The sequence below is a fragment of the Aeribacillus sp. FSL k6-2211 genome (genome assembly GCF_037966125.1).
In the GTDB taxonomy this organism is placed as follows: Bacteria; Bacillota; Bacilli; order Bacillales; family Aeribacillaceae; genus Aeribacillus; species Aeribacillus composti.
In genome coordinates this window covers 1,983,003-1,997,235 of sequence record NZ_CP150190.1, presented here as the reverse complement: position 1 = coordinate 1,997,235, position 14,233 = coordinate 1,983,003, and the positions used below count along the sequence as shown (strand labels likewise).

The window sequence follows — 14,233 nt, the reverse complement described above, 5'->3', positions numbered from 1 at the left end:
TTTATTAGGACAAACAAGGATCAACGGTTTGCAAATAATGGCTATTGAGCGCTCGACCGATTTTATTTTGAATAAATAGCGCTGCCTCCGTTAACCGCCCAGCATCAATGCCTGTAGCAATATCCATGCCATGAAGCATATATAATAAATCATCAGTCGCTACGTTTCCGGAAGCTCCCGGTGCATACGGACAGCCGCCCAGTCCACCAAGCGAGCTGTCAAAAGTCGTAATCCCCATTTCTAATGAAAGCAGCACATTGGCTAAGGCTGTTCCCCTTGTATCGTGAAAATGCATGGATAGCTTTTCTTTCGGGAATCTCTTTAGAAGCGAGTTGAGCACAGCTTCCACTTGGCGAGGGGTAGCAACACCGATCGTATCACCTAAAGAAAGCTCATCCACTCCCATTTCAAACAACCGCTCTGATATAGCAGCTACCTGCTCAATGGAAACTTCCCCCTCATAAGGGCAACCGAAAACCGTTGAAAGATAGCCGCGAACAGTTTTCTTAGCACGCTTTGCCTCCTGAACAACAGCTGTTAAGACAGGATAGGTATCTGAGATTGATTTATTAATATTTTTTTGATTATGCGTCTCGCTTGCAGACATAAATACAGAGATTTCATCAACTTGAGTCGTCAAAGCATTTTCAAGCCCTTTTTGATTCGGAACAAGCGCTGCATAAGTAACACCAGGAGCTCGTTCAATTCCTGCTGCAACATCTAGCGCATCGGCTAGCTGCGGAATCCATTTTGGATGAACAAATGATGTTATTTCAATGTACGTCAACCCTGTTTTGGAAAGCTGATTGATCCAAGCAATTTTATCTTCAGTCGCAATGGCTGTCTTTTCATTTTGCAGCCCATCACGAGGCCCTACCTCTTTAATCGTAACGTGTTTAGGCCAGTTGCCCACGCGCCTCACCTCTTATTCAAATTCAAGCAAAATATCGCCTTCATTGACAAAATCGCCTTCCCTCACATGAATTTCTTTAACGATTCCGCTTGCTTCTGCAGCAATAGGAATTTCCATTTTCATTGATTCTAAAATCACGACATCTTGCCCTTTCTCAATGTTTTCTCCGACAGAAACAATAACTTTCCATACATTCCCTGCCATTATTGCAACAATCTGATTCATCTTTTTACTCCTCCATTTCCTGAACTTGCAGATTGAAGGTCTTCCACTCTCTAATCAAGAAAAGTGGAAGACTTGATCAACATCTTATTTTTTGATAGAAACGCTGCTTAAATGCCGATTTACAAAATCGGTTGTTGTATGTCCCGCTTGAAATTCTGGGTGTGCCAACACTTCTTTTAGCATTGGAATGTTTGTTTTAATTCCTTCAATTTGATAGCTGCCAAGCGCTTGCAGCATGCGATTAATCGCTTCCTTTCGGTTTTCGCCCTTTACAATTAATTTAGCAATCATTGGATCATAAAACGGCGTTACGACCATTCCGCTTTGAACAGCTGTTTCATTGCGAATACGCTCTCCCTCCGGTAATTGAAGCGCAGTAATGGTTCCGGGGGATGGAAAAAATGTTTTTGGATCCTCTGCGTAAATCCGCGCCTCGATGGCATGCCCTTGACGCTGGATGTGATCTTGGCTATAGCCGAGCTTTTCCCCGGCAGCGATGCGCAGCTGCTCTTCGACAAGATCCAGACCGGTGATCTCCTCAGTTACTGGATGCTCTACCTGAAGACGCGTATTCATTTCAAGAAAGTAGAAGTTTTTCTGTTCATCAACAAGAAATTCAATCGTTCCTGCATTTGTATAACCAATATATTGGGCAGCTTGAATGGCTGTCTCCCCCATTCTTTTTCTTGTTTGCTCATCTAAAAACAGAGAAGGAGCTTCTTCAATCACCTTTTGGTGACGCCGCTGAATCGAACATTCACGTTCCCATAAATACACATAATTCCCGTAGTGGTCAGCAAGAAGCTGAACTTCAATATGGCGCGGATTCTGAATATACTTTTCCAAATACATCGCCCCATCGCCGAAGAAGGAAGTCGCCCGCTTTTGGTTGCCTTCAAACACTTTGTGCAATTCCTCTTCATTATGGACGATTTGCATTCCGATACCGCCACCGCCGCTAGACGCCTTTAACATAATAGGATAACCGATCGTCGCTGCTGTGCTTGCTGCTTCCTCAACACTTTGAAGCGGAAAGGAGATGCCGGGGACGATCGGCACACCTGCTTCTGACATTGTTTTCCGAGACTCAATCTTACTTCCCATTTTCGCAATAACATCAGCATTTGGTCCGATAAATACAATTCCTTCCTCTTCACAACGGTGCGCAAATGTCGGGTTTTCCGACAAGAGACCATACCCTGGATGAATCGCTTCCGCTTTTGTCGCTTTTGCAACGTCAATGATTTTGTCAATATTCAAATAACTTTCACTGACATGCGGCTTTCCAATTAAATAAGCTTCGTTTGCCCATTTTACATGGAGCGAATCAGCATCTGCTTCTGAGTATATGGCTACTGTCTGAATTCCTAACCGCCGGCACGTTCGAATGACTCGAGCTGCAATTTCTCCCCGATTGGCCACTAACACTTTTTTAAACATGCAACTCCTCCTATTCATGGGTTGTCTTTGTACTAAGAATTTGTTTAGCCTGCTCGCGCAATTTAAATTTTTGAATTTTTCCGGATGCTGTCATCGGATACGAATCGGTAAATTCAATATAACGGGGGATTTTATGACGCGATATTTTTCCGCGGCAAAATTCTTGAACTTCTTCAGCCGTCGCAGTTTGCCCTGGTTTTAAAATAATCCACGCCATTACTTCTTCTCCGTATTTTTCATCAGGTACACCGACCACTTGAACATCTAGAATTTTCGGATGCTGATATAAAAATTCTTCAATTTCCCGTGGATAAATGTTTTCTCCGCCGCGGATGATCATATCCTTTAGTCTTCCAGTAATGCGGCAATATCCATTTTCATCCATTATTGCTAAGTCGCCTGTACGGAGCCATCCTTCCTCATCAATCGCTTCTTTCGTCGCTTCCGGATTGTTATAATATCCTTTCATGACATGATAGCCTCGCGTACATAGCTCTCCTTGCACACCGCACGGTACTTCCTTGTTTGTGCCTGGTTCGACTATTTTGACTTCAACGTTTGGAAGAGCACGCCCGACTGTCTCGACGCGCAAATGAATAGGATCATCCGTTCTCGTCTGAGTAATGACAGGCGAAGATTCAGTTTGTCCATAAGCAATCGTAATTTCTTTAGCTCCCATTTTTTCGATGACCGCCTTCATTACTTCAATTGGACAATTTGATCCCGCCATAATTCCTGTCCGCAATGAAGACAGATCGTATTTTTCGAAATCAGGATCGTTCAACTCAGCAATAAACATGGTCGGCACACCATGTAAAGCGGTGCATTTTTCATCTTGAACCGTTTGAAGCACTTGGGTAGCATTGAATTCTTGAATTGGTACGATCGTAGCGCCGACAGAGACGCATGCTAAGACGCCAAGCACGCAGCCAAAGCAGTGAAAAAATGGCACAGGAATACATAAACGATCATCTTTCGTGAGTTTCATGCATTGAGCAATATTGTAGGCGTTGTTGATAATGTTGTAGTGGCTGAGCATAACTCCTTTTGGAAATCCTGTCGTTCCTGAAGTGTATTGCATGTTGATGACATCATGCGGGTCAAGGGAGTTCATTCGTTGATCGAGTTCATCTTCAGCGGTATCTTGAGCCATCGCCAAAAGATCATTCCATGTATATGTGCCAGGGTAACGCTTATCACCAAGAACGATGACATTTTTTAGACGTGGAAGACGCTTCGCCTTCAGCTGTCCTGGCTGACATTCGTACAGCTCCGGGGCAATCTCATAGATCGTGTCAATGTAAGAGGTATCGCGATATTGTTCGATTAAAAGAAGGGTCGTGGAATCTGATTGCTTCAATAAGTATTCTAATTCAGCTGTACGGTAGTTCGTGTTGACCGTCACAAGTACAGCCCCCATTTTGCCTGTAGCAAACTGGCATGCCAGCCATTCAGGAGTGTTGGTTGCCCAAATTGCAATATGCTCTCCTGACTGAATGCCCAGTTTCATGAAGCTTCGAGCAACAAGACGACAATATTCATCAAACTGCCTGTATGTCATTCTAAGTCCGCGATCTGCATACACAACAGCCTCATGCTCTGGATAAGCATTCGCTTTTTCTTCTAATAGTTTGCCAACCGTAACCTCTAACATCTCCGTCATAACATGCGCCTCCTTTGTTTAAATAAATTTTCATCCTCTCCATTTTTTCTGTCCTTTAACATCCAAGCTGACGGGCAATAACGAGCCGCTGAATTTCTGATGTGCCTTCACCAATTTCCATGAGCTTAATATCGCGCAAATGGCGCTCGACCCCATATTCTTTCATATACCCGTATCCTCCATGAATTTGAATTGCCTGATTACATATGCGGAAGCCAGCTTCAGAAGCAAACAGTTTAGCGAAAGAGGCTTCTTTTGTAAATGGTTTCCCTTGATCTTTTAGCCAGGCCGCTTTATACACCATGCTGCGGGCTAATTCGATTTCCATCGCCATATCGGCAAGCTTAAATTGAATCGCTTGGAATTTAGAAATGGATTGACCAAATTGTTTCCGTTCCTTCGCATATTGAAGCGCTTTCTCAAACGCGGCTTGAGCGATGCCAACGGCAAGAGCAGCAATCGAAATGCGACCGCCGTCTAGAGTATATAAAAATTGCTTAAATCCCTTTGCCGGATCCCCTAATATGTTCTCTTTCGGCACGCGTACATTTTCAAGCACAAGCTCGCACGTATTCGAGGCACGGACACCCATTTTGTCGTAATTGCATTGAATCGTAAATCCCGGAGCGTTTGTTGGAACAATGAAAGCAGAGATGATGTTTTTATCCTTGTCATCCTTTCCGGTCACTGCGGTGACAATCACTTGTCTTGCATGCCCTGCATTCGTAATCCAGCATTTTTCTCCATTAATCACATATTCATTTCCGTCAAGCACCGCTCTCGTTCGGGTTCCGCCAGCATCTGAACCGGCATTCGGTTCAGTTAACCCAAACGCTCCCAACGCCTCTCCTTTGGCCATTGGAACAAGCCACTTTTGCTTTTGCTCTTCTGTACCAAAATAGTAAATAGGGCTTGCACCTAATGAGACAGCAGCAGCATAGCTAAGACCTGTTCCGCCACAGGCGCGGCCAATTTCCTCTACAGCAACAGCATATGAAATCGTATCGCCACCAGCTCCGCCATATTCTTCTGGGAACGGGATTCCCAATAGCCCTAGCTCTCCCATCTTTTTGAATATTTCGATGGAAAAATAGGCTTCTTCATCCCATTTCGCTGCGTTTGGTGCAATTTCCTTCTCAGCAAACTCCCTCACCATTTCTTTAATCATCTGTTGCTCTTTTGTAAGTTCAAAATTCATGCTCTCTCCCCCATTTCTAACATATTATTATAAAACCGACTAGTCGGTTTGTTTTTCATGAAAAATTTACGTTAACTAAAAATCATTTTTTAAATTTTAAAATGATTGAAGCGAAGCCTGCTTGCTTTTGATGAAATAAATGATATTTTCCGCCTTTTGCTTAGCCTTTTCTGTAAGGACAGAATGCAAAATAAAATCAATAAAATAGTCGGCAATTTGCTCGATTGTCATCGGCCCTTCCGGCTTATACCATTTATACGTCCAGTTCACCATGCCAATAATCGTCATTCCTGTAATTTCCACTGAAAGCTCTGGGCGAAACTCGCCTGCGTCAATTCCTTCGCGAATGACCCGAAAAATCACCTGCTTAAACTCATCACGCTTTTCATTAATTTTTTGTGCATACTCCGGCTTTAAATAATTGCTTTCTTGATAAAACACCGTTATATGTGGCTTATATAAATGAAATACTTTTACAAATGATTGAATAATAGCACATAAACGCTCTGTTGGGGTTTTGTAGTTTTCATAGGCCGCCTGTGCCTTGTTGAGCACATAGGTGATAAACACGTCGTGAATGTGATAAAGAAGTTCATCTTTTGATTTAAAATTATGATAAAAGCCGCCTTTTGATGCGTTGATTTCTGTGACAATCCGATCGACAGTAACCCCATGATAGCCGTATTGTTCAAAAAGATGCAGAGCCGTATCGATAATTCTTTCTTTTAAAGTTTTATTTGCCATAGAAAATCTCCTTCATCAGCTTATATTAACACAATTTTCAGAAAAGTTAAATATTTTATAGCTGTTATCTATAAAATACGTAATAAATGCCCCAAATGTCAATCCTCGTTTAATAAGATTGAGTCAAAATTTTGTGGGTATTTTCTTTTTTGTACAGAAGAATTTTTTTGAAAGCGTTTACTGAACTCCTTAGTTTGCTTGTGCAGTACCGTTTAGGATTTTTTAAATCTAACCATCGCTATCAAGGCATGATACATCGGGTTGCCAGATGAATGTTGTAGGTAAGGAACTGATCAAGAAGACACAGATATTGCTTTGATTTGTTCTCTCTTATAAAACAATCGTTTGATATCTTCGCACAAGAGTCAATAGTTGTTTTTTTCTTCTTTCCTGACTTAAAAAAATTCCGGAATAGTATGTATTAATCTAAGTTTGCATGTTTCATAAATTCTCATTCCAAATTCATCCATTGGTACAGATACAATGTTCGTGCCGCAGGATCGGAATACATTTGGGTGCAGTTGGATAAATAGGTACTTCTTGAAATCTCCCTGAAGGCAATCGTTCCCCCTCAGACACAATGTTTTTAGGTTAGTTTTTGTCTAATTCTATGTTGTAAAACGGCCTCCTTAAACCGTCTAAAAGAATAGGTTATCCTTTGCTTTGTTTCTCTAACAGTTCAATGATTCTATCCAACTTCTTATCAATTTGTGCTGAACTTTTCTCATGACTAATGATTTGACTACAAGAACACTGCACGTGCAAAAGCAATAAGAAAAGCAAACATGACCAATGGAAAAATGAATGATTCCCAATCACCCATCCTCTTTTTTCTAACTGTATCACAAAGAAACAAAGGGCTGGAATCTTTGGTTGTATCCCGACTCACCATACAGTTAACATAACATTTTTATTAAAAACTTTAACAATCAGTAAATAGCAAATTTATTTTGATTGTTTGATCTAGAGTGAAAAGCATCCATTATGCTTCTGTTTGATGCCCTTTAAAGAATTCTCTGTTTTTAATCCTTTTTCTTCTCCTTAAACTTCCATTTTTCCTTTACCTTCTTGTTTAATTATTTTCGTTATTTTATTTCAATGTTCATTTAGCACATAGTTCTATTTTTGAAAAATAAGCGTTCACACTATACAATTTCTTATTAAAAAATCACCCGCCTAAAAAGGATTCTTATAAAAAAGAAGCAGGAACGTCTTCCCTGCTTCAGTTTCTTAGCTTCAATTGTTGGTTTTCCATGACATATATATGATCTGCGACACGATCAATAAACATGCGATCATGCGATACGAGGATAACAGTTCCTTCATATCCTTTTAAAAAACGCTCTAACGCTTCAATACAAAAAACATCCAAAAAATTGGTCGGTTCATCTAAAATCAGTATATTGTATCTTCCTAAAAATAGTTGACACAAAACTAGACGGATAGCTTCGCCACCGCTTAAATTGCGGACGTTCTTTTCTAAATCATTTCCTGTAAAATTCATTGCGTGCAGAACTGCACGAATCTTACTTTCATGATAGTCGCTTCGTTCTTTCATAAATGAAACTACTGTTTCGTTCTTTTCAAATTGATAGCCCATTTGTTTATATGATCCGATGACAGCTTTCGGAGAAAGAATAATTCCTTCCCCTTGCTGGATGATATGACGAAGGAGTGTTGTTTTCCCTGAACCATTTTTTCCCGTGATAGCGACCGTGCTCCCTAATGGGAATTGGAAACTGGCTTCTTTAAGCAGAATTTTATTTCCTGCCTTAAGCGTCAATCGATCCGCCATAATGGGAAACTTATTGTGCAGTTTGAGAGCAGCTGGCTGAGGAAAATAAAGGGTTTGTTCCTTTTTTGGCGCCTCTACTGCTTCGAGTTGCTCCGCACGCTGCTCAATCGCTTTTGCTGCACGTTGAATCGCCTTTTGGCTTGTATCCTTTGATTTCGTCATAAACATTTTATTTGCCTTTGCTTTTGTTTCCTTTTTTGACATACGTTTATTTGGCTGAGTAATTTTTTCAGCCTTTTTCATTTTCTCCTCAGCTGCTTTTAAAAGACGCGTTTTTTCTTTCACGTATTTTTCGTACTCTTTAAGCTGTCTATTCCGAGTGAGCTTTTTTTGTTCTGCGTAGTCTGAATAATTCCCCGTATATTCCGTTACACGCCCGTCTTCTACCTCCCAAATTTTTGTAACGAGTTCATCCAGCACATGGCGATCATGGCTTACAAGAACAAGCGCGCCATAGTAATAACTTAGCTCATCAATGAAAAACTGCACACCGTCCTCATCTAAGTGTGTTGTCGGCTCGTCTATTAATAAACCTTCATGATAGGTGGAGAAAATTTCCGCTAATTTCAAACGAGTTTGTTCTCCGCCGCTTAAATTTTTCACTTCTGTTTGCGGGATTGACAACCTTCCTAGCAATTTATAATCGATTTCACGTTTAATCGGTCTTGACAGCTGATCAAAATAAGCAAAATCGGCAAAGCGATGTACTTGACCTTTATCAGGCGTAATTTGGCCTGCCAAAAGCTTCAACAACGTACTCTTTCCGGCCCCGTTTTTTCCGACAATCCCGATACGATCAAATTGGTGTACGGCCAGTCGAGGAATATTTAATACAAGTTGGCCGGAAAATGAAACTTCAATATTATTTAACTCAATCAATACTTTTTCCATGATTCGCAGCCCCCATTCTTGTTGCAAATGTTTTCTTTACGCCTACTAAAATTTCCAAATCCACCATGATCTCAGTCGAATCCCGATTTATAAACGCATCAATACGCCCTTTATCCGCAGACCATGCTAGCGGGGTCATTTGCACCAAGTGTTTAAGATCAGCTTTATTAAGGTTCTTTGTGTAACATAAATGCTGCACATCCAGTAGATGGAGATGTTTTTTGAAAAGCGACACTGTTTGATCATTTTTATAGAACTTTTTTTCGTTATGATCAAATAGTTCATCTCTCAGCTCTTTCAAATAATGAGGACGAGGAATAACTTTAATGACAAGTCCATCTTCGACTAATATCCTCTTGAATTCTTTGTAATTGGCAGGAGATAAGATATTTAGAATTACATGAAACGATTGATCCGCAAGCGGTGATGTTGCCAAGTCGCCTACCATCCAAATTTGGTTTTCGTATCTCTTCGCAGCCATGGCAATGCCTTCCTTTGAAATATCAAGACCAACCCCAGTCATTGCCGAAACCTTACATTCGTCCAAAATCCTTTGTAAATGGGAGCCCTCTCCGCACCCTACATCTGCAACCATTAAAGGTTTAAAAGAAACGTCCATATACTCCTTTATCGACCTTGCAATCGCTTCATGCACGAATGTGTATAAGTCGCTTTCCATAATGATTTTGCGTCTTGCTTCAAACAATTCCTTCTTGTAATGACTAGTAGAGGAACGAGTCATCAAGTTTACATATCCTTGTTTAGTGAAATCAAAAGTATGATTTTTAGAGCATATTAGGCTTTTCAAATCAACAACCCTCATCGAACTTTTACAGAGTGGACATCTGAATGCCGCTACAAATTCACTAACAAGTTCTGCACTTTTGATTTTTTTGGTCATGTGATCTCTCCCTTTCCAAATAAAAAACACAGGCGATCTGCCTGTGATTCAGAGTAAAGGGAAGAAGACCCATCCTTATTTAAATTACGGGGCTATTTGAAGCCGTCACCAAATAAAGTGAAACTTCCATCAGTGGGCGACATGTGCTAGTGCCGATGAAGAAATGATGACGCTGCGTTTTTAATCGGCCTTCATCCCCACTGATGGTTAGCTAAACCAATCGGGCTTTTACGGGCAGTTATTCCCCACTTAGACTTATTATTTCAGCTTTAGTCTTGAAGCGGGGACTTATTGCCCGTTAAAGCGGGATAAACCTTCCTTTTGCTAAATAAAAGAAGGATAATTATACATATATAAAAAAGACAGACGAGACCCGTCTGTCTTCATATTACATATTTTCTATATGAAATGAAGATTATTAAAAAAGGACAGACTGCTCCCATTACTCTGCATTCACAAGCAGAGCCTTTGAACGTATTTAATTACTTAGTTCAAAGCTGGGAAACGCAATCTGACAGAATACACTTTTTAATAATCCTCCCTCTATAAATGTTGATATATCAACGGTTGTAGCCGTTTCAGGGGTGTCAAAAAAATATTTTTCGACAAAGTTCCTAACATTATTTCTTAAATATGTGTATATCTTACATTGACTGGGTACGCTTCGCGGCCACTACTGGTTAAATTTGGTTGTAGTGGGGGAAGCGTATGGGATGCACCGTGGATCTCTGCATCGCTGATGATGACGAACCCTCCCATGTCTCTTGGCATCCTTGCGCCTACATTCCTTCGTTCGGTCTAGTCATCAGGCAGAGGCCGGCTAAGCTCCTTTAGGGACTCAAGGTCGAATGGATGATATCGCGCCAGCTTCTCCGTGTCATCCTTGTTGTCTAGAGAATCGAGACTATAGGCATCAAGCAGCCGTTTCGAGGCCAAAGATGTCCTGCATCATTCGCTTCGCATCGAACGCTTGGTGCTTCGTACATACAGCGTGCAATACCTTCAATAATTTTCCGCATAACACCACAATCGATTGCTTCTTCCGCAACGGATTATCAGGACGTGTCGTGTAATAGTCGTGCAGCTGCCGAAACGCTTCGTTGTGGCGGATCATCGGCATCATCACGCGGAAGAGGAGGGCGCGCAACCGCCTTCTTCCACGCTTGGAGATCCGTTTTTGCCCTTTGTGTTGGCCGGAGGAGTTTTCCCGTAAGGTCAGTCCCGCAAGTTTCAATAATTGGCGCGGATCCTGATAGTGGGAAAAACTCCCGATTTCCGATAACAGTTCCACGATCGTCGCATCCCCTAAGCCCGGAACAGTTTTGAGCCATTCGTATTCCACGGATGTTTGCACAAGTTCTGTCAGTTGCTCATTCAGTGCCTCGATTTCTTTCTCCAATTGGCGGTACCGGCGGACAAGTGTGGCGATTTCGATACGGGCCATCTGTTGTCCTTCCGTTACGCCAATGGAGTGTTGGGCCAGTTCCATCAGCTTCTTCGCTTTCGGCTTTTGTGGCGATTGTAATCCCTCACTTTGCTGGTAAAGGGCCAGCACCTCTTCCAGCTCTTTTCCTGCCAGATCACTCGGAAATGGCGTATATTCCAGCACCGCGAGCGCCATTTTCCCAAATGACGGGAAGACTTGGGAAAACTCCGGAAAATATCGATCAAGCCAGCGAATCATTTGATTTCGAATCGCTCCCCGTTCTTCCACCAATTTGGAGCGAAATGTCGCTCCAACGCGCAGTTCGGCCTCCATCCCTTTCAGAATGCGCGGATAGCTGAATCGGCCGTCTTTCACTAACCGGGCAATGACGAGCGCGTCTTTCGCATCATGCTTGGTTGGAAGGTTATCGTCCAGCTCTTTGGAGCGCTTCACGTGCATCGGGTTTGTCATGACGAGAGGAATGCCCTTCTCGTCAAGAAAGTAAGCGAGATTGAGCCAATAATGTCCCGTTGGCTCGATGCCAACGATCACCTCGGTTTTTCCAAATTCCTTCATGGCTTCCACGATGCACTGGTACAACCATTCCAATCCTTCTCTCGATTGCAGAACGGGAAACGGCTTTTTTAACACCCTTCCTCGCTCATCCACAAAGCAGGCATAATGTTTTTTCTTTGCGATATCCATCCCAACAACCAGCGTTTGATCGGTGACTTGATTAATCTTCTTGTTTGAGATAGAATTCATGTATAGTCCTCCTTGGTATCCAAATTAGGGGTCAATTCGTGCGATTGACACCCCCGAATCATACCAAGAGGGCTTTTTTTATTCAAGTCCCCGAAAAAACTTCTAACAGGAATGCTCCTTTAAATTTTCAGTACACCGATTATTATAGAGATCTTATCTGAAAAAGTCAAAGAAAACTAGCAATTATTCCGCTTTTATACAACATTTTCTTGAAGAAGCTGTCCATTAATCTCCCTGATTCTCCACCATCTGATCCCTTTAGAAAACAATAATACCTGAAGTTTGTGACAGCATTTTGTGCTTAACACATACACGTGATCATTTTATAAGCTTTAAATGATCGTGATCCAAGCAGTTTCATCACTTCCTGTAAAATCTTTTCTGTATTTTTTGCTCAACTGTCCAAGACGATATTGGTATTGCTCTTTAAATAAAAGCTATACATCGAAATTACCTTTGGTTCAAAAAAGAATTCTTCGCAATTATTCAAACTTGTCCAATTCCCTTTTTTCTCGTAAAAGTTTTTGAAATTCCATTTCTAATTCTTTAGATGGTTCGATACTTAAGCGACTTAGTACTTCTGATATTTTTGTTTCGAGTAAGAGACGTTTTTCTTTTGCAGTGTCTCGAGTTTTTTGCAGTTGAGCATGTTTATATTGCTGATAGGTTCCTTCAAAAAGTGCAATCTTTTGATTACGTATTGCCAAAATTCGTGTAGCGATATTTTCAATGAATCGGCGATCGTGGGAGACGAAGATCACGCTTCCTTCATACTCTTTTAGAAGAGACTCTAATGCTTCAACAGATTCCGTATCAAGAAAATTCGTCGGTTCATCTAAAATTAACGTATTGATATCACTTAAAAATAGTTTTGCCAGTGCAACTTTTACCCGCTCACCGCCGCTCAAAACCTCTACAGGCTTATAGACATCATCTCTGAAGAAATGCATTCTCGCAAGAACCGTCCGAATAAGTGTTTCATTCTGTTTAGAAGAAGACTGGACATTCTCAATAATAGATTTTTCCACATCTAAAATATTTAAATTTTGGCTAAAGTACCCCATTTTCACAGCCGGGGAAAGTGTAATGCCAGGCTCTTCGTTGATGATCTTTTTTACAAGCGTCGTTTTTCCACTTCCATTTGGACCGATAATCGCTAATTTATCACCACCGCGTACATAGAAGCTTGCATTGCTCCAAAGTACACGTTCGCTAATCCTGCCTGTTACATCCTCTACACGTAAGATAATTCGATTTTTAAACGCTTCTGCATTCGGCAAGTTCATCTTAAGCGGCGGGAGTTCTTTCACTTTTTCTACCTTTTCAAGTTTTTCTAATCTCGTTTCAATGGCTTTCGCTGTTTTTTGCAGCTTCTTTTGCTTTTTGGCAAAGTACGGCTTCGCTCCAGTAATTTTCGCCTCTGATTTACTTACCTTTTTAGGAGTCTTTGTTGCTCTTTCCGCTTTTTTCTCTTTTAATTTTAATGCTTCTTCTAACTGCTTTCTCTTTTTCTCGTATTTTTCATACGCTAACTGTTCTTGACGTCTCTCTACTTCTTTTTGTTTTATATAATCGCTGTAATTGCCTGTATATTCCTTAATCTTTCCTTCATTGATTTCCCATATGGTCGTACAAAGAGCATCCAAAAATTCGCGATCATGTGAAACAATGATAAATGCCCCCTGCCACTCTTTCAGTTTCTTTTCTAACCATTCAATATGGTCTGTATCGAGATTTGTCGTTGGTTCGTCTGCAAGTAAAAGCTCTGGATCTTTCACAAAAGCTTTTTGAATATATTCTTGCGTCACTTCACCACCGCTTTTTGTTGTATCTGTTCGTTTAAACTGCGGCAAAAGTTCACATTGAGTATGTTGAATAACGCTCCCTTCCTCTGAAGAAATTTTTTTAGCTAAAATATGAAGTAACGTCGTTTTCCCACTTCCATTTCGACCAACTAATCCAATTCGATCTTTTTGATGGATTTCCAATCGATCCACATCTAGTAATAAACGATCCTGTACATAGTGCTTTATATGATGAGCTTCTAATAAGAGCATATGAACATCTCCTTTGTACTAACTTAGGAGACAAAAAAATGCCTCCTATATACATTCAGAATAGGAGGCATAAATATTTAGGGGCACACCAAAAAGAAACTATTCTTTTAGATCCACCTATAGAAGACCAATCCTATTCTGAAAAAACGACAATTGAAGTCATTGCAAACACAGCAGAGATTGTCTGCTAAACATAGCCTTCAATTGTAACCTTT

The 14,233-nt window shown here is 41.0% G+C and carries 10 protein-coding genes; all 10 read right to left on the bottom strand.

Annotation, left to right across the window (positions count from 1 at the left end; translation table 11 throughout):
• Positions 1–4: 4 nt before the first annotated feature.
• Positions 5–913: a hydroxymethylglutaryl-CoA lyase gene (locus NSU19_RS09630; RefSeq protein WP_063389475.1), complete on the bottom strand. Its 909-nt coding sequence runs from the start codon at positions 911–913 to the stop codon at positions 5–7.
• A 12-nt stretch (positions 914–925) separates the two neighbouring features.
• Entirely contained in the window at positions 926–1,138 is a 213-nt protein-coding gene (locus NSU19_RS09625; RefSeq protein WP_339199903.1) for an acetyl-CoA carboxylase biotin carboxyl carrier protein subunit, read from the bottom strand.
• A gap of 84 nt (positions 1,139–1,222) precedes the next feature.
• Entirely contained in the window at positions 1,223–2,578 is a 1,356-nt protein-coding gene (locus tag NSU19_RS09620) for an acetyl-CoA carboxylase biotin carboxylase subunit (protein WP_339199902.1), read from the bottom strand.
• 10 nt (positions 2,579–2,588) lie between these two features.
• Positions 2,589–4,232 (bottom strand): AMP-binding protein, encoded by a 1,644-nt coding sequence (locus NSU19_RS09615; RefSeq protein WP_339199998.1) that lies wholly within the window; start codon positions 4,230–4,232, stop codon positions 2,589–2,591.
• 64 nt (positions 4,233–4,296) lie between these two features.
• Positions 4,297–5,439, bottom strand: coding sequence for an acyl-CoA dehydrogenase (locus NSU19_RS09610; RefSeq protein ID WP_339199900.1), 1,143 nt, complete (start codon positions 5,437–5,439; stop codon positions 4,297–4,299).
• A 96-nt stretch (positions 5,440–5,535) separates the two neighbouring features.
• Positions 5,536–6,183: a TetR/AcrR family transcriptional regulator gene (locus tag NSU19_RS09605; protein ID WP_063389479.1), complete on the bottom strand. Its 648-nt coding sequence runs from the start codon at positions 6,181–6,183 to the stop codon at positions 5,536–5,538.
• Positions 6,184–7,405: 1,222 nt separating this feature from the next.
• The gene (abc-f, locus tag NSU19_RS09600) at positions 7,406–8,869 is read right to left on the bottom strand and encodes an ABC-F type ribosomal protection protein (protein WP_339199898.1); all 1,464 of its coding nucleotides are present in this window, start codon (positions 8,867–8,869) and stop codon (positions 7,406–7,408) included.
• Positions 8,850–9,770: a putative RNA methyltransferase gene (locus tag NSU19_RS09595; protein ID WP_339199896.1), complete on the bottom strand. Its 921-nt coding sequence runs from the start codon at positions 9,768–9,770 to the stop codon at positions 8,850–8,852. The genes abc-f and NSU19_RS09595 overlap by 20 nt, the downstream gene beginning before the upstream one ends.
• A gap of 913 nt (positions 9,771–10,683) precedes the next feature.
• The gene (locus NSU19_RS09590; protein WP_339197673.1) at positions 10,684–11,961 is read right to left on the bottom strand and encodes an IS110 family transposase; all 1,278 of its coding nucleotides are present in this window, start codon (positions 11,959–11,961) and stop codon (positions 10,684–10,686) included.
• A gap of 482 nt (positions 11,962–12,443) precedes the next feature.
• Entirely contained in the window at positions 12,444–14,018 is a 1,575-nt protein-coding gene (locus tag NSU19_RS09585) for a Vga family ABC-F type ribosomal protection protein (RefSeq protein ID WP_339199894.1), read from the bottom strand.
• Positions 14,019–14,233: the final 215 nt, after the last annotated feature.

What these genes read in the sequence shown, in the direction of transcription:
- NSU19_RS09620 (WP_339199902.1), bottom strand. Translation starts at nt 2,578, where the DNA reads ATGTTTAAAAAAGTGTTAGTGGCCAATCGGGGAGAAATTGCAGCTCGA.
- NSU19_RS09585 (WP_339199894.1), bottom strand. Translation starts at nt 14,018, where the DNA reads ATGCTCTTATTAGAAGCTCATCATATAAAGCACTATGTACAGGATCGT.
- abc-f (WP_339199898.1), bottom strand. Translation starts at nt 8,869, where the DNA reads ATGGAAAAAGTATTGATTGAGTTAAATAATATTGAAGTTTCATTTTCC.
- NSU19_RS09590 (WP_339197673.1), bottom strand. Translation starts at nt 11,961, where the DNA reads ATGAATTCTATCTCAAACAAGAAGATTAATCAAGTCACCGATCAAACG.
- NSU19_RS09605 (WP_063389479.1), bottom strand. Translation starts at nt 6,183, where the DNA reads ATGGCAAATAAAACTTTAAAAGAAAGAATTATCGATACGGCTCTGCAT.
- NSU19_RS09610 (WP_339199900.1), bottom strand. Translation starts at nt 5,439, where the DNA reads ATGAATTTTGAACTTACAAAAGAGCAACAGATGATTAAAGAAATGGTG.
- NSU19_RS09595 (WP_339199896.1), bottom strand. Translation starts at nt 9,770, where the DNA reads ATGACCAAAAAAATCAAAAGTGCAGAACTTGTTAGTGAATTTGTAGCG.
- NSU19_RS09625 (WP_339199903.1), bottom strand. Translation starts at nt 1,138, where the DNA reads ATGAATCAGATTGTTGCAATAATGGCAGGGAATGTATGGAAAGTTATT.
- NSU19_RS09615 (WP_339199998.1), bottom strand. Translation starts at nt 4,232, where the DNA reads ATGTTAGAGGTTACGGTTGGCAAACTATTAGAAGAAAAAGCGAATGCT.